Origin of the sequence: Citrobacter sp. Awk 2 (assembly GCF_028069815.1) — a bacterium.
In the GTDB taxonomy this organism is placed as follows: domain Bacteria; phylum Pseudomonadota; class Gammaproteobacteria; order Enterobacterales; family Enterobacteriaceae; genus Citrobacter.
The window spans coordinates 26437-41933 of the sequence record NZ_JANEWL010000007.1 but is presented as its reverse complement, the minus strand read 5'-3'; the positions used below and the strand labels follow the sequence as shown (position 1 = coordinate 41933).

Here is a 15497-nt window from a genome sequence, read left to right as displayed (position 1 = left end):
ATCGTTAAAATCCAGACATCGCTGCCGGTGGATCACGCTATCCCGCTGTTTTTCGCGTATTTCCCTTTTCTGGCAAGAGATTTGCAATTTTCTTCTGCTTCCCGGCCTGTCGGGCGAATAACTTCATGATGGAGAAAATCGATGTTGAGTCTTCGCGCAGTGAATCACTATTACGGCAACCAGCACACGCTATGGAATGTGGATCTCGACCTGCAGCCCGGCAAGTGTACCGGCGTGCTGGGACTTCCAGGGATGGGGAAAACGACGCTGGCCAATTGCATCATCGGCAATTTGCCTATCGAAAGCGGTACGATGGTCTGGCATCAGGCAGGCGCGCCACCGTGCGATCTGAGTCCGATCCCGGCGGCAAACCGCATTGCGCTGGGTATTAACTCCGTTTCACAAGAGAGACGAATTTTTTCGCAACTGACAGTCGAGGAAAATCTGCATATTGCGCGCCAGGCGGTTGAAGAAAGCGAAACGATGAACAGCAGCGATATATACCGCCTCTTCCCACAGTTGTACAGTCTGCGTCAGACCAAAGGGGGCGTCTTATCAGAGGATGATCAGCACCAGCTCGCACTCGCCAGCGCACTGGTTACACACCCACGCCTGCTGATCCTCGATGAGCCTACGCGAGGCACGGGCCAGGCGTATATCCACAAGCTGGGGAACCTGATTGTGAGGCTAAGCCAGGAGTTGGGCATCGCGATTATGCTCGCAGAGCAAAGCCTGCCGTTTATTCGTCGGGTCGCTGATTGCTATTGCCTGTTACATCGCGGACGCAATGTGGCCCAGGGACAACTGACGCAGTTCAACGACCCGTTTCTTAACGCCTGGATGGTGCCAGAGGCAAAACGCTAAGGTCAAGATAGTGCCCTGTCGTTGCGCGTTCTGGCTCGTCTTCCAGCCAGGGGATTTCCCCCAGCAGCGGGGCCGGAATCGCGCGTTTCAGCGTTGCCATATATTCAGCATGGCGTTTCCCTGGCGGAGTCACATCATTGGCGACCCACCCCGCCAGCGTCAACCCAGCCTGTTGTACCGCTTGCGCAGTCAGAATGGCATGGTTGATGCAGCCAAGCTTGACGCCAACCACCAGAATCACCGGCAGTTGTTCCGTTTGTACCCAGTCAGAAAAACTCAGCGTGGGTGAAAGCGGCGTATACCAGCCGCCAGCACCTTCCACCAGCACCCAGTCGGCCTGCATTTGCAGCGCCTGTAAACCCGCAGACATCACTGAAGCCAGAATCGGTCGCCCTTCATCAGCGCTGATGATATGCGGTGACGTGGGTTCGGCAAAGGTATAGGGGTTGATTGCCGTATAGTTCACTGCCACAGCGCTGTTGCGCTGCAGGGCAAGGGCATCAGAGTTTCGCAGACCATCTGCCGTCATTTCACTCCCAGAGGCGACGGGCTTATAGCCGACCGTTCGATAACCCAATTGCCCCGCAGCCTGCAGGAGCGCACAGCTGGCAATGGTTTTACCGACCTCAGTGTCCGTCCCGGTGACAAAATACGTTCTGGTCACGTTGAATTACTCCTAAAAAAAGTTGATACGTCAGCGGGTATTTTCCCTGCACGGAGGGCCAGGCTAACTGTAACTGCTGCAGCTGTGAACGGGTCAGTACGCGCTGTTCGCGTCCATCATGGAGATGCGTCGCACCGATCCCTTTTAGCGAGCGCATGGCGCTCAGCGCGTCGTCAAACCACAGTGTCACCGTATGATGCTGATACTCGACGTCCCAGCCATGCAGCGCCTTTTCAAGTTGCTCCACGGGCAAGAAACGGTTGGTGTGCTCCCGGTCATCTACCGCTTGCCACGCCCGACGTAATTCCGGCATCGAACCATGTGCCAACGTACTAAACGCCACCGTGCCTCCGGGACGCACAACCCGGCAAAGCTCGTTTAGCGCCCCGCGTAAATTATCGCACCACTGAACCGCCAGATTGCTCCAGGCCAGGTCAAAGGTGGCGGTGTTTTGTGGGATGGCTTCAATATCCGCCAGCAGATAATGGTGGGCGGCATTTTGCCGCTGTGCCTCTGCCAGCATTTGTTCAGAAAGATCCAGTGCGCTGACTTCACTTCCCTGCTCACGCCAGTAGCGACTCATGCGCCCAGGGCCGCAGCCCGCATCCAGTACCCGTGCATATTCCCGTTCACCAAGCAGCGCCAGCAAGGCGTCGGCGCTTTGGCACTGTAGCCCGGCATGTTGTTCATAGTGGGAAGCGGCGCGTCCAAATGCGGCAGCAATGGCCTGTTTATTGACCTGCGCCATGCAGCACCTCCAGTAAACGGTCGATATCCTGGCATTCATGAGCCTGCGTCAGCGTCAGCCGTAATCTGGCTGTGCCGACCGGTACAGTAGGAGGCCGGATGGCGGTCACCCAACACCCCTGAGCGCGTAAAGCCTCCGCCAGTTGCAGCGCTTTATGGTTATCGCCCACGATCAATGGCTGGATGGCACTGTCTGAATTTGCCAGCGTGAAATCCGGCGTATCCAGGCCAGCACGAAAACGTTGGATCAACATCGCCAGTTTTTCCCGGCGTTCATCCCCCTCGCGACTGCGGATCACTGCCAGCGCGGCACGCAATGCCTGCGCCTGCGCTGGCGGCATGCTGGTGCTGTAAATCAGATGACGGGCAAACTGCAGCAGATAATCAGCCACGCTGTCAGAACACAGTATTGCCGCACCGCTGACGCCAAATCCCTTACCAAATGTCACCACCAGCAGTTCAGGTTTGACCTGCTGTCGGGAGCACGAGCCGCGCCCTTCCTCACCGCACACGCCGATACCGTGCGCATCATCCACCAGCAACCAGGCCGCCTGGCGTTGCGCTGCGGCATGGATATCCGCCAGCGGTGCGCTATCGCCATCCATGCTGAACACGCCTTCGGTAACCACTAACTGCTGCCCCGGACAGGGGGCAGACAGCAGACGAGTCAGATGTTGCGGGTCGTTATGGGTAAAACGGCGTAACACGGCGGGACTCAGGCTGGCCGCTTCCAGCAACGACGCATGGCTGAGGCGGTCGGCGACAATCCGATCCTCTTTTCCCATCAACGCGGCGATCACCGCCTGGTTGGCAGCAAAGCCGGAGATGAACAGCAATGCTCGTGAATAACCCAGCCATTGCGCCAGTTCGTCTTCGAGCGCCTGATGCGCGATGGAATAGCCGCTAACATGGCCTGACCCTCCGCTACCGACGCCAAAACGTTCAGCCCCCTGCTGCCAGGCACAGACTATCTGCGGATGGTGACTCAACCCCAGATAATCGTTACTGGAAAAATTCAGATACTGACGCCCCTCGGCCAACAACCAGCGCCCTGCCCCCTGCGTCACCGCATAACGGCGACGCAGGGCATCAGCACAACGACGCGCCGTTAGCGCATCGTCAATTTTTTGCTGCCAGGTCATACGGTTGCCGCGTTGTAGTAATCGTCTGTATCCGGGGTGCGCAACGCCTGCTCCAGACGTTGCTGCTGTTCGTTATCCCCCGCCAGCACCGCCGTTTGTTGCGGATTCAGACCGAGCTTGCGGAATAAAAGCAGATCTTTGTCTTCGTTCGGGTTGGGTGTAGTCAGCAGCTTGCAGCCGTAGAAAATCGAGTTGGCCCCGGCCATAAAACACATTGCCTGGGTCTGTTCGTTCATCTGCTCACGCCCGGCAGAAAGACGCACGTATGACGTTGGCATCATGATGCGGGCCACAGCGATAGTGCGAATAAAATCAAACGCATCGACATCGTCGTTATCTGCCAGCGGCGTGCCTTTTACTTTCACCAGCATGTTGATCGGCACGCTTTCCGGCGGTGTTGGTAAATTCGCTAACTGCAGCAATAAACCAGCGCGATCGGTCACCGTTTCACCTAACCCCACGATACCGCCAGAGCAGACTTTAATCCCCGCCTCGCGCACTTTGTCCAGCGTATCAAGTCGCTCCTGGTAGGAACGGGTGGTGATGATATTGCCGTAGAACTCCGGCGAGGTGTCGAGGTTGTGGTTGTAGTAGTCGAGTCCCGCACTGGCCAGACGCTGAGCCTGCGTTTCATTGAGCGTGCCCAGCGTCATGCAGGCTTCCAGCCCCAGTTCTTTTACGCCCTGGACCATCTGTTCCAGGTAAGGCATATCGCGCTCATGCGGATTCTTCCACGCCGCCCCCATGCAAAATCGCGTTGAACCGGCCTGTTTCGCCTTACGCGCGGAATCCAGAACCTGCTCAACTTCCATCAGGCGCTCGGTTTCCAGACCGGTTTTATAGCGTGAACTTTGCGGGCAGTATTTGCAATCTTCCGGACAAGCACCGGTTTTAATCGACAGCAGCGTACTCACCTGTACCTGCCGCGGATCAAAATGCTGACGGTGCACCTGTTGCGCTTCAAACAGCAGATCCAGCAGCGGTTTTTCAAATAATTCGGTGACTTGCGACATTGTCCAGCGAGAAGTGTGAGCCATATTGATATACGTTTCGTTGTAAGTTTGGTGTAGACTCGTAAACCTAAATCTTTTTAATTTGGTTTACAAGTCGATTATGACAACGGACGATCTTGCTTTTGACCAACGCCATATCTGGCATCCATACACCTCGATGACCTCTCCTTTGCCGGTTTACCCGGTGGCACGCGCCGAAGGTTGCGAACTGATTTTAGCCAGCGGTGAGAGACTGATTGACGGCATGTCATCCTGGTGGGCGGCGATCCATGGCTACAATCACCCGCAGTTGAACGCCGCGATGAAAACGCAGATTGATGCCATGTCGCATGTGATGTTTGGCGGTATTACCCATGCCCCGGCCATTACATTGTGTCGCCAGTTGGTGGACATGACACCCAAGGCGCTGGAGTGCGTTTTTCTCGCGGATTCAGGTTCGGTTGCCGTCGAAGTGGCAATGAAAATGGCGCTGCAATACTGGCAGGCAAAAGGCGAAGCGCGTCAGCGTTTCCTGACGTTTCGTAACGGCTATCACGGTGACACCTTCGGCGCCATGTCGGTCTGCGATCCCGACAACTCAATGCACAGCCTGTGGAAGGGTTATCTGCCAGAAAACCTGTTTGCGCCCGCCCCGCAAAGCCGCATGGGCGGCGAGTGGGACGAACTGGATATGGTACCGTTCGCCCGCCTGATGGCCGCGCATCGCCACGAGATAGCAGCGGTGATCCTTGAGCCAATCGTACAGGGCGCTGGCGGTATGCGCATGTATCATCCCGAATGGCTGAAGCGTATTCGCAAGATGTGTGACCGTGAAGGTATCCTGTTGATTGCCGATGAAATTGCCACCGGATTTGGTCGTACAGGTAAACTGTTTGCCTGTGAACATGCTGGTATTACGCCGGATATTTTGTGCCTCGGCAAAGCGTTAACCGGCGGCACGATGACCCTTTCCGCGACCCTGACCACCCGCCTGGTCGCAGAAACCATCAGCAACGGTGATGCTGGCTGCTTTATGCACGGCCCGACCTTTATGGGTAATCCGCTGGCCTGCGCCGTCGCCTCGGCCAGCCTGTCGCTACTCAACACCGGCGAGTGGCGCTCACAGGTCGCGGCCATTGAAACGCAGTTGCGTGAAGAACTCGCCCCCGCAGCAGATTCCGACTATGTCGCCGACGTGCGCGTGCTTGGCGCTATTGGCGTCATTGAAACTACGCGTCCGGTGAATATGGCCGCATTACAGAAGTTCTTTGTCGAACAGGGCGTGTGGGTACGACCGTTTGGCAAGCTGATCTATCTGATGCCGCCGTACATTATTCAGCCCGAGCAGTTGCGCCGCCTGACGCAGGCCGTCAATGAGGCTGTGCGCCAGGCAACATTTTTTTGCGATTAATCAGCGGTAAGCTCTGCAGTTTCTGGCTACACTTTTTGGCTAACGAGAGGAGTCAGCATGAAATTAATCAGCAACGATCTGCGCGATGGGGAAAAGCTACCACATCGCCACGTCTTTAACGGCATGGGGTACGACGGGGATAATCTTTCGCCACATCTGGCATGGGATGATGTGCCCGCCGGAGCTAAAAGCTTTGTCGTGACCTGCTATGATCCTGATGCGCCTACCGGCTCCGGCTGGTGGCATTGGGTAGTGGTCAATCTGCCGGCGGATACCCGCGCACTACCGCAAGGGTATGGCTCCGGACGGGTTACCCTGCCGGATGGGGTCATTCAAACCCGAACAGATTTCGGCAAAGCGGGCTATGGCGGTGCGGCACCACCGAAAGGCGAAACCCATCGCTATATATTTACGGTTCACGCGCTGGATGTGGAACGGATTGATGTCGATGAGAGCGCCAGCGGCGCGATGGTCGGATTTAACGTCCATTTTCATTCGCTCGCCAGCGCATCGATTACTGCGATGTTTAGTTAAACGCAGCGCCGGATAAGCGTCAGCGCATCCGGCAGGGTATTACAGAAACTCAGGCAACAATTTTAACAACGCACCCTGCGCTAACAGTTCGGTCGCACATTCAATATCCGGGGCGAAAAAACGGTCCTGCGTATAGTGCGCAACCTGCTCACGCAGCGTCTGGCGCGCCTGCTCCAGTAGCGGACTTGAGGTTAATCCTTCACGTAAATCAATCCCCTGACAAGCCGCCAGCCACTCCACAGCAATCACGCCACGCGTATTCGCCGCCATCTCCCACAGTCTACGACCTGCAGCAGGTGCCATTGAGACATGATCTTCCTGATTTGCTGACGTGGGTAAACTATCCACGCTGTGCGGGTGCGCGAGGGCTTTATTCTCGCTCGCCAGCGCAGCTGCTGTCACCTGAGCAATCATGAAACCGGAGTTAACCCCGCCATTTTTCACCAGGAAAGGTGGCAGTTGCGACATATGTTTATCCATCATCAACGCAATACGTCGCTCGGATAACGCCCCGATTTCGGCAATCGCCAGCGCCAGATTATCCGCTGCCATTGCCACCGGTTCAGCATGGAAGTTACCACCAGAAATAACATCACCTTCTTCGGCAAACACCAACGGGTTGTCCGAAACGGCGTTGGCCTCCACCAGCAACACCTCCATGACCTGGCGCATTTGTGTCAGACAGGCTCCCATGACCTGAGGCTGGCAGCGCAGAGAATAGGGGTCCTGCACTTTTTCACAGTTGTGATGCGACTGTGAAAGTGCGCTGGAATCGGTCAGCACATGGCGATACAGCGTCGCGGCATCAATTTGTCCACGCTGTCCTCGTGCCGCATGAATACGGGCATCAAACGGACGACGCGAGCCTAATACCGCTTCGGTGGTCAGTGCCCCGCACACCGTCGCGGAAGCAAACAGCTCCTGCGCCTCAATCAACCCACGTAATGCAAAGGCGGTGGAAGCCTGGGTGCCATTCAGCAGCGCCAACCCTTCCTTCGCTTCCAGAGTAATCGGCTCCAGCCCGGCCTTCTTCAGCGCGTCTGCCGCCGGGAGCCATTCTCCCTGCCAGCGCGCCTTGCCTTCTCCCAACAGTGTCAGGGACATATGCGCCAGCGGAGCCAGGTCGCCCGATGCCCCCACCGATCCTTTCGCCGGAATGAGCGGGTACACCCCGGCGTTGACCAGCGCAATCAGCGCTTCAATGACGTTCAGGCGAATACCGGAAAAACCACGCGCCAGGCTGTTAATTTTCAGCACCATAATCAGGCGCACCATCGCATCATCTAACGCTTCGCCTACACCTGCTGCATGAGACAATACCAGCGAGCGCTGTAAATTTTGCAGATCGTCAGTCGCGATACGTGTCTGAGCCAGAAGCCCAAACCCGGTATTAATGCCATACGCCGTGCGGCCTTCCGCGACAATGCTATTGACGCAGGCGACGCTGGCATTAATTGCGTCAATCGCACTGGCATCAAGGCTCAGTTGAACCGGCTGTTGCCAGATATCGCGCAACTGCGCAAAGCTAAGGTGGCCAGGCGTTAAGGTAATTGTGTTCATATCAGCGTTTCCCCTGCGTGGCGGCAATCATCGGCAAATTCAGCCCTTCTTCGACGGCACATTCCACTGCAATGTCATACCCGGCATCGGCATGGCGCATGACACCTGTCGCCGGATCGTTATGTAATACCCGGGCAATACGTGCAGCAGCTTCATCAGAGCCATCACAAACAATCACCATGCCGGCATGTTGGGAGAACCCCATTCCAACGCCACCACCGTGGTGCAGTGATACCCAGGTCGCACCGCTGGCGGTATTCAGCAGCGCATTCAGCAGCGGCCAGTCGGATACCGCGTCAGAACCGTCGCGCATCGCTTCGGTTTCGCGGTTCGGGCTGGCAACAGAGCCTGAATCCAGATGGTCACGGCCGATGACGATAGGTGCAGACACTTCACCGCTGCGTACCATCTCATTAAATGCCAGACCCAGCTTTTGTCGCCATTCCAGACCAACCCAACAGATACGTGCCGGTAAGCCCTGGAAGTTGATCCGCTCACGTGCCATGTCCAGCCAGTGATGCAGATGCTTATCATCAGCCACGATCTCTTTCACTTTGGCATCGGTTTTATAAATATCCTGCGGATCGCCGGAAAGCGCTACCCAGCGGAACGGACCAATGCCGCGGCAGAACAACGGACGAATATAAGCAGGCACAAACCCTGGGAAATCAAAGGCGTTTTCCACCCCCATCTCTTTGGCCATCTGGCGAATGTTATTGCCGTAATCAAACGTCGGTACACCCATTTTGCTAAACGCTAGCATCGCCTCAACATGCGTCGCCATTGAACGTTTTGCCGCCTGTACCGTACCTTGCGGATCGGATACCGCTTTCGCCTGATACTCTTCCCAACTCCAGCCGGACGGCAGATAACCGTGCAGTGGGTCATGGGCGCTGGTCTGGTCAGTGACCATATCCGGGCGTACGCCGCGCTTAACCAGTTCCGGTACAATGTCGGCTGCGTTCGCGCACAATGCAATGGACACCGCTTTACCTTCGCGGGTGTATTTGTCGATACGCGCCAAAGCGTCGTCCAGTGAGGTGGCCTGCTCATCCACGTAACGGGTGCGCAGACGGAAATCAATGCGGCTTTGCTGACATTCAATATTCAGAGAACACGCGCCCGCAAGCGTAGCTGCGAGCGGCTGCGCACCGCCCATGCCGCCCAGCCCGGCGGTCAGAACCCAGCGTCCGCTCAGGCTGCCCTGATAATGCTGACGTCCGGCCTCAACGAAGGTTTCATAAGTGCCCTGTACGATGCCCTGACTGCCGATGTAGATCCAGCTCCCTGCAGTCATCTGGCCATACATCGCCAGACCTTTGGCGTCCAGTTCGTTGAAGTGTTCCCAGGTAGCCCAGTGCGGCACCAGGTTGGAGTTGGCAATCAACACACGCGGCGCATTGTCATGAGTTTTGAACACGCCGACCGGTTTCCCGGACTGAACCAGCAGAGTTTCATCAGATTCCAGTTCGGTCAGTGCCTTGACGATGGCGTCATAGCACTCCCAGTCACGCGCGGCGCGGCCAATCCCGCCGTACACCACCAGCTCATGCGGATTTTCCGCCACGTCAGGGTCCAGATTGTTCATTAACATGCGCAGCGGCGCTTCGGTCAGCCAGCTTTTGGCCGTTAAGGTAGTGCCGCGTGGGGCACGCACATCCTGCTGACGATACTTGCTGTGAGACATGACAAAAACTCCTCAGGCTGAATGTAGGCCGGATCAGGCGTGTATACCGCCATCCGGCACAGCGCCTGATGGCGACGCTAACGCGTCTTATCAGGCCTACGATTAACGATCACATTAGCTAAAAGTATATACTTGTCTATACAATCAGGCGCAAGACCGTAATTAACAACTGAGCTACATTTTTGCCATACTGCGGCAGCAATCACGATTTTCAGGACATAAATCGCCCTTGCAGACGATAGCGGGAACCAGGGAAAAGTAAGCGGGCATGAGAGACAATAGAAGACGCCGACCAGGTCTTCCGGCGGATCAACAGGCAGGGATCGTGCTCTTTGATATGCAACAGCGCACACTCTTCCGCGCTGGCGCGTACCGCTTCGACAATATGTTCCCCTTCCGTCAAAGGGGCGATGAGTGACAGGTAAGCATGCGGCGTGGTCTGGCTGTAATCCTGCAACAGATACTCCGGCACAATCTCCGCATTCACGCAGCGATCTTCAATCTGCACCGGCAGCTCGTTCTCATAGTGCACCATGATGGAGTGAAAAATGGGGGTGCCTTCTTTGACGTTTAACGCCGTGGCTTGCTGCGCATTTGCCCGGGTTCTTTCCAGCGTCAGAACCTCACAGCGGTGCTGATGCTGGCGCGCATTAATTTCATCCGCGATGCTGCGAATTTCGAACAGCGCGGATTGACCTTTAGGTTCGGCGACAAATGTTCCCACCCCTTGCAAACGCACCAGCAATCCTTCATCCGTTAGCTCACGTAGTGCCCGGTTGATCGTCATACGGCTAAAACCATACTGCGCCACCAGTTCCGCCTCCGATGGGATACGATCGTGAGGTTGCCAAATACCGCTGGAAATCTTCTCACTGATCTCCATTTTGACCTTTTCGTAAAAAGGAGCCGGAGCAGTTTGGGGGCGGGTTCGGTGCATTCGTTAGCCTTCCTTAAGCTGAGAATTTTAATAAGTGCAGTTTACAGGTATAACCCGGACCTGATAAGCGCAATTCCCTTAGGCATATCAGTGCCACCAGTGCGCAATTTGCCAACCCAATCGTGCCGCAACGCGCGCCGCCCTGCCATCATCATCAAAACGCGGGTTAAACTCAACCATATCCACCGCCTGTAATTTACCGCTGCGACAAAGGGGTTCAATGAGCCCCAACAACGTCGCCAGCGGGACACCCAACGCGGCAGGCGCGGATACGGCCGGCATTTCCCATACCGGTAATACGTCAAGATCGATAGTCAGATAGATGACATCCATGTTTGCAACAAATTGCGCCAGCTGAGTCTGAGCCGTATGACAGTGCAGATCTTCCACCACGATGACCCCCAGCCGTTGCGCCTCATCCCACAAAGCCTGGGTATTCGCAGCCCGACTGACGCCCACGCAGGCGTAATGAAATTCACGCTGCTGTTGCTCACAGAGATGTGCCAGTTGACGAAACGGCGTACCGGATGTGGGTTGTTCGGCGTAGCGTAGATCCATGTGCGCATCGAGGTTAACAATCCCCACTTTTGCCTGCGGGAATGCATCCAACACCCCTGCACCATGAGCAAATGCCGTTTCGTGTCCCCCGCCCAACACGAAGGTACGCATATCCGCCTGCAGGCAACGCTGCACCGCTGTGCGCAGCGCCTGCTGAGCACCTTCAAGGTCGGGCGCCTGGGCCACAATGTTTCCCAAATCCACCAGCCGTTGATGGCCCGCGTGACTGGCTAAATTGGCCAGCGCTTTACGCAGCACATCGGGCGCACCAGCCGCCCCCATACGCCCCTGATTGCGCTTTACACCTTCATCACAGGCAAATCCGAGCAACGCAATCTGCTCACGGTACATTTCCGGTGTAAATGCCGGGCTAAGCGAAATGGTCTGAAACAGACGCAGCGCAGTCGGCGACTCAGCGCGGTCATCACGCCCCTGCCAGAGAGCAGGAGAAGCGGGTTGCCAGTTGGTCATGATGGTTGCCCTCTGAAAACGCGTTGATAGAGTGGGTTGCGACCGGGTTCATAGAGAATTTCGACCGGTAATTGTGCGTCCCACACAACAAAGTCGGCCACAAACCCGGCTTTCAGTTGTCCATGAGTGGCGTGACGACCCAGCGCGCGGGCAGCATGGCGCGTTACCCCTGCCCATGCCTCTTCCGGCGTTAAGCCAAACTGTACACAGGCCATATTCATTGCCCAGTGCAGGCTAATAAACGGGCTGGTGCCTGGGTTGTAGTCGGTCGCCACCGCCATCGGAACCTGATACTGACGTAATAACTCAACTGGCGGACGCTGCTTCTCTTTGAGGAAATAAAAAGCGCCGGGCAATAGCACCCCAACCGTACCGTTTTGGCTCATCGCCGCTACGCCCGCTTCGTCCAGATATTCAATGTGATCGGCTGATAATCCGTGGTAGCGGCTAACCAGTTGCGCCCCGCCCAGTAATGACAGTTGTTCGACATGACCTTTAACCGGGATGCCCAACGCCTGCGCGGCCTGAAATACGCGTTCGCTCTGCGCCAGCGTAAAGCCCACGGTTTCACAGAACAGATCAACGGTTTCAAACAATCCCTGTTCCCACAACTGCGGCAAAATCGTTTCGCAAACCAGCGTAATGTAGCTATCGGGATCATCGCGATACTGCGCCGGTGTGGCATGTGCAGCTAACAGCGTTGGGCTTATTTCGACGGTGTTTTCTGCTGCCAGCGCAGCCACGACGCGTAAAATTTTCTCTTCTGTCGTCAAATCCAGGCCGTAGCCCGATTTGATTTCCAGCAACGTAACGCCTTCTTTGATCAACCGTTCCATTCGCCCCTGCGCCAGCTGTAAGAGCTGCTCATCGGAGGCGCTGCGCGTCGCCGTAACGGTGGCATTGATCCCTCCCCCCTGAGCACTGATCTGTTGGTATGAAACACCGTTTAGCCGCTGTTCCCATTCACCTGCACGATTACCACCAAACACCAGGTGCGTATGGCAATCAATCAGACCCGGCGTAATCAATCGTCCTTGCATATCAAGGGTATTATCGTGTGTAAGGTATAACGACGACTCAGGCACAATGTCCCGAATCTTACCCTGACGGACGATTAGCGCATGGCCATCCACCAGCCCATACGGAGTATCACGTTCAGGATCCATGGTCGCCAGGCGGACATTACGCCAGATAGCATCATCAGGGAAAAATTGCTGCATTCGACTCACCACTTGTCATAGGTTGTATAGACATTTATTTTGCATCCTGTGGATGTTGTCAACCTGAAGGACCAAAATTGTTATCTAATTGTGATATAAGGACTCTCTACACCCGACATTGCTGCTATAAAAAACAACTTTTTACCTTTTCACCTTCCCGTTTCGCTCAACTTAGTATAAAAAAGCAGGCTTCAATGGATAACTTTCAAAGCCCGGAGCAACCTGTGAACATTTCATCAGTTTCCCGTCTGGCGCTGGCAATGGCTTTTGGCGTGACGCTGACAGCCTGTAGCTCTACACCGCCCGATCAACGTCCTTCCGATCAGACCGCGCCTGGAACGTCTATGCGCCCGATTCTGTCGGCAAATGAAGCGAAAAATTTTGTCGCTGCACATTATTTTTCAGCTCTGACGCCAAACACTGCGCCATGGAGTCCTTCCTCTATTTCCCTGCCCGCCCAGCCTGACTTTGTCGTTGGCCCCGCAGGAACTCAAGGCGTTACCCATACCAGTATTCAGGCGGCAGTTGATGCGGCAATCATCAAACGCACCAATAAACGTCAGTACATCGCCATCATGCCTGGCGAGTATCAGGGCACGGTCTATATTCCGGCCGCGACAGGAAGCCTGACGCTCTACGGTATGGGCGAAAAACCGCTTGATGTGAAAATTGGCCAGGCGATTGATGGCGAAATGAGTACCGCAGACTGGCGTCGTACGGTGAACCCTGGCGGAAAATATATGCCGGGTAAACCTGCGTGGTATATGTATGATAATTGCCAGAATAAGCGTGGCACAAACATCGGCGTGATGTGTTCTGCGGTTGTCTGGTCGCAAAACAATGGTCTGCAGTTGCAGAACCTGACCATCGAAAATAACCTCGGTGACAGCGTTGATGCGGGTAACCACCCGGCCGTCGCACTGCGTACCGATGGCGATAAAGTGCAGATCGACAAGGTCAATATTCTGGGACGTCAGAACACCTTCTTCGTAACCAATAGCGGCGTGCAAAACCGTCTGGAAAACGATCGTCAGCCGCGTACGCTGGTGACGAACAGCTACATTGAAGGCGATGTGGATATGGTTTCTGGTCGCGGTGCTGTAGTGTTCGATAACACCGATTTCCGCGTAGTAAACTCCCGCACCCAGCAGGAAGCCTACGTATTTGCGCCAGCAACCCTGTCGAATATTTACTACGGTTTCCTCGCCACCAATAGCCGCTTTACCGCAGCAGGCGATGGCGTCGCGCAGTTGGGCCGCTCGCTGGATGTCGATTCCAACACTAACGGTCAGGTGGTTATTCGCGACAGCGTGATCAACGAAGGCTTTAACATGGCAAAACCCTGGGCTGACAGCGTTATCTCAAAACGTCCGTTTGCCGGGAACACCGGTGCGGAAGATGACAAAGGTGAAATTCAGCGCAACCTGAACGACACCAACTTCAACCGCATGTGGGAATACAACAACCGCGGTATTGGCAGCAAAGTGGTTGCAGTACCTAAGCAGTAAACGTCATTCCCTTTCGTACGCCCGGTAAGCGGATGCGCCGACCGGGCAGTGTGCCGGACAGGGGTTTACATGCCCTGTCCGGCCTGCAAAACGAATAACGAATTAGTACGCGTTAACCACCACCCACATTGGGCCCTGGCCTACCGCATAGCGTCCTTTCTCTGCCAGCAATCCCTGTTCACCCGCAATTTCATACACCGCAATATGGTGGGACTTCTGCCCTGCGGCAATCAGGTATTTCCCGCTGTGGTCGATATTAAAACCGCGCGGCTGTGTTTCAGTAGGCTGGAAGCCTTCTTTCGTCAGCACGCTTCCGTCTTCTGATACGCTGAATACCGTAATCAGGCTGGCGGTACGATCGCAGGCATACAGATGACGACCATCTGGCGTAATATGGATATCTGCCGCCCAGCGGGTATCGGCGAAATCAGCCGGCATCATATCCAGCGTCTGCACGCACTCAATTTTGCCGTACGGATCTTTCAGTTCCCAAACATCAACTGAACTGTTCAACTCATTCACGCAGTAGGTATATTGCTGATTCGGATGGAACACCATATGACGCGGACCCGCACCTTCAACGGTGGTCACTTCTGCCGGCTCCTGCGCGACCAAATGGCCATCATCACTGACGGTGAACAGGCAGATACGATCCTGTTTCAACGCAGGAACCCACAACGTACGGTTATCTGGTGAGATATTGGCCGAGTGGCAGCCGTCAAGACCTTCAACCACATCTACCAGCTCCACCGGCAGACCCTCTTCCAGACGCGTAACGCTTACACTACCCGCGTTATAAGAGCCGACGAATACGAAACGCCCTTGATGATCGGTCGAAATATGCGTCGGGCTCCCCGGCAGTGCAGATTCCGCAGCGAATGTCAGTGCACCGTCATCAGGTGCGATACGGTATGCCAGCACCCGAAACTCCGGACGCACACCGACATAGAGGTAGCGTTTATCCGGGCTGACAACCATCGGCTGTACCTGACCCGGTACATCAACCACCTGCGTCAGCGTCAGTGAACCATCGTGATTCAGGCCCCAGACGTGAATTTGCTGACTCTCAGGGCTGGCGGTATAAACGGTTTGCTTCATGAAAACTCCTTTGCTTTTGGCAGGTGGCTGCAATGGCCTGACACACGCCTAAGGTAGACGCTTTTATCGGTGAATGCTTAATTAAGGCTCAGAATTTTGTCCGG

General features: G+C 55.5%; 14 protein-coding genes. 4 read left to right on the top strand and 10 right to left on the bottom strand.

Annotated features, from left to right (window positions below; translation table 11 throughout):
• Window positions 1-141 precede the first annotated feature (141 nt).
• Window positions 142-864: an ABC transporter ATP-binding protein gene (locus NNO02_RS03480; protein WP_271454211.1), complete on the top strand. Its 723-nt coding sequence runs from the start codon at window positions 142-144 to the stop codon at window positions 862-864.
• Here NNO02_RS03480 and bioD read toward each other — a convergent pair.
• The 4 genes from bioD to bioB are packed head-to-tail and all read right to left on the bottom strand — an operon-like array spanning window position 830 to window position 4454.
• Window positions 830-1528 (bottom strand): dethiobiotin synthase, encoded by a 699-nt coding sequence (gene bioD, locus NNO02_RS03475; RefSeq protein WP_271454210.1) that lies wholly within the window; start codon window positions 1526-1528, stop codon window positions 830-832. The genes NNO02_RS03480 and bioD overlap by 35 nt on opposite strands.
• A complete protein-coding gene (gene bioC / locus NNO02_RS03470; protein ID WP_271454209.1) occupies window positions 1491-2276 on the bottom strand; it encodes a malonyl-ACP O-methyltransferase BioC in 786 nt (261 codons plus the stop codon). The genes bioD and bioC overlap by 38 nt, the downstream gene beginning before the upstream one ends.
• Entirely contained in the window at window positions 2260-3417 is a 1158-nt protein-coding gene (gene bioF, locus NNO02_RS03465; RefSeq protein ID WP_271454208.1) for an 8-amino-7-oxononanoate synthase, read from the bottom strand. The genes bioC and bioF overlap by 17 nt, the downstream gene beginning before the upstream one ends.
• Window positions 3414-4454, bottom strand: a complete 1041-nt coding sequence (gene bioB / locus NNO02_RS03460) for a biotin synthase BioB (RefSeq protein WP_271441246.1) — start codon at window positions 4452-4454, stop codon at window positions 3414-3416. The genes bioF and bioB overlap by 4 nt, the downstream gene beginning before the upstream one ends.
• A gap of 76 nt (window positions 4455-4530) precedes the next feature.
• Here bioB and bioA point away from each other — a divergent pair, with 76 nt between their 5' ends.
• Together bioA and NNO02_RS03450 are read left to right on the top strand one after the other, a co-directional pair.
• Window positions 4531-5820, top strand: coding sequence for an adenosylmethionine--8-amino-7-oxononanoate transaminase (bioA, locus tag NNO02_RS03455; protein ID WP_271454207.1), 1290 nt, complete (start codon window positions 4531-4533; stop codon window positions 5818-5820).
• A 57-nt stretch (window positions 5821-5877) separates the two neighbouring features.
• Window positions 5878-6354: a kinase inhibitor gene (locus NNO02_RS03450; RefSeq protein WP_271454206.1), complete on the top strand. Its 477-nt coding sequence runs from the start codon at window positions 5878-5880 to the stop codon at window positions 6352-6354.
• A gap of 39 nt (window positions 6355-6393) precedes the next feature.
• Here the strand turns inward: NNO02_RS03450 and hutH are convergent, their stop codons facing one another.
• From hutH to hutI, 5 genes are all read right to left on the bottom strand, one after another.
• Window positions 6394-7914, bottom strand: a complete 1521-nt coding sequence (gene hutH / locus NNO02_RS03445; protein WP_271454205.1) for a histidine ammonia-lyase — start codon at window positions 7912-7914, stop codon at window positions 6394-6396.
• A gap of 1 nt (window position 7915) precedes the next feature.
• On the bottom strand, window positions 7916-9601 hold the full coding sequence (gene hutU, locus NNO02_RS03440; protein ID WP_271441242.1) for a urocanate hydratase: 1686 nt from the start codon (window positions 9599-9601) through the stop codon (window positions 7916-7918).
• Between the two features lie 211 nt (window positions 9602-9812).
• Window positions 9813-10538, bottom strand: a complete 726-nt coding sequence (locus NNO02_RS03435; RefSeq protein WP_271441241.1) for a histidine utilization repressor — start codon at window positions 10536-10538, stop codon at window positions 9813-9815.
• An 87-nt stretch (window positions 10539-10625) separates the two neighbouring features.
• Complete coding sequence (gene hutG, locus NNO02_RS03430) at window positions 10626-11567, bottom strand: formimidoylglutamase (protein WP_271441240.1); 942 nt, start codon at window positions 11565-11567, stop codon at window positions 10626-10628.
• Window positions 11564-12787, bottom strand: coding sequence for an imidazolonepropionase (gene hutI, locus NNO02_RS03425; protein WP_271441239.1), 1224 nt, complete (start codon window positions 12785-12787; stop codon window positions 11564-11566). Before hutI ends, hutG begins: the two co-directional genes overlap by 4 nt.
• A gap of 224 nt (window positions 12788-13011) precedes the next feature.
• Between hutI and NNO02_RS03420 the strand changes: the two genes are divergently transcribed.
• Complete coding sequence (locus NNO02_RS03420) at window positions 13012-14295, top strand: putative acyl-CoA thioester hydrolase (RefSeq protein ID WP_271441238.1); 1284 nt, start codon at window positions 13012-13014, stop codon at window positions 14293-14295.
• A 102-nt stretch (window positions 14296-14397) separates the two neighbouring features.
• On the opposite strand, the gene pgl is transcribed toward NNO02_RS03420, so the two are convergent.
• Window positions 14398-15393, bottom strand: coding sequence for a 6-phosphogluconolactonase (pgl, locus tag NNO02_RS03415; RefSeq protein WP_271454204.1), 996 nt, complete (start codon window positions 15391-15393; stop codon window positions 14398-14400).
• Between the last annotated feature and the right edge of the window lie 104 nt (window positions 15394-15497).

Coding starts and splice junctions, on each gene's coding strand:
- NNO02_RS03480 (WP_271454211.1), top strand. CDS start 142: ATGTTGAGTCTTCGCGCAGTGAATCACTATTACGGCAACCAGCACACG.
- bioC (WP_271454209.1), bottom strand. CDS start 2,276: ATGGCGCAGGTCAATAAACAGGCCATTGCTGCCGCATTTGGACGCGCC.
- bioF (WP_271454208.1), bottom strand. CDS start 3,417: ATGACCTGGCAGCAAAAAATTGACGATGCGCTAACGGCGCGTCGTTGT.
- bioB (WP_271441246.1), bottom strand. CDS start 4,454: ATGGCTCACACTTCTCGCTGGACAATGTCGCAAGTCACCGAATTATTT.
- bioA (WP_271454207.1), top strand. CDS start 4,531: ATGACAACGGACGATCTTGCTTTTGACCAACGCCATATCTGGCATCCA.
- NNO02_RS03450 (WP_271454206.1), top strand. CDS start 5,878: ATGAAATTAATCAGCAACGATCTGCGCGATGGGGAAAAGCTACCACAT.
- hutH (WP_271454205.1), bottom strand. CDS start 7,914: ATGAACACAATTACCTTAACGCCTGGCCACCTTAGCTTTGCGCAGTTG.
- hutU (WP_271441242.1), bottom strand. CDS start 9,601: ATGTCTCACAGCAAGTATCGTCAGCAGGATGTGCGTGCCCCACGCGGC.
- NNO02_RS03435 (WP_271441241.1), bottom strand. CDS start 10,538: ATGCACCGAACCCGCCCCCAAACTGCTCCGGCTCCTTTTTACGAAAAG.
- hutG (WP_271441240.1), bottom strand. CDS start 11,567: ATGACCAACTGGCAACCCGCTTCTCCTGCTCTCTGGCAGGGGCGTGAT.
- hutI (WP_271441239.1), bottom strand. CDS start 12,787: ATGCAGCAATTTTTCCCTGATGATGCTATCTGGCGTAATGTCCGCCTG.
- pgl (WP_271454204.1), bottom strand. CDS start 15,393: ATGAAGCAAACCGTTTATACCGCCAGCCCTGAGAGTCAGCAAATTCAC.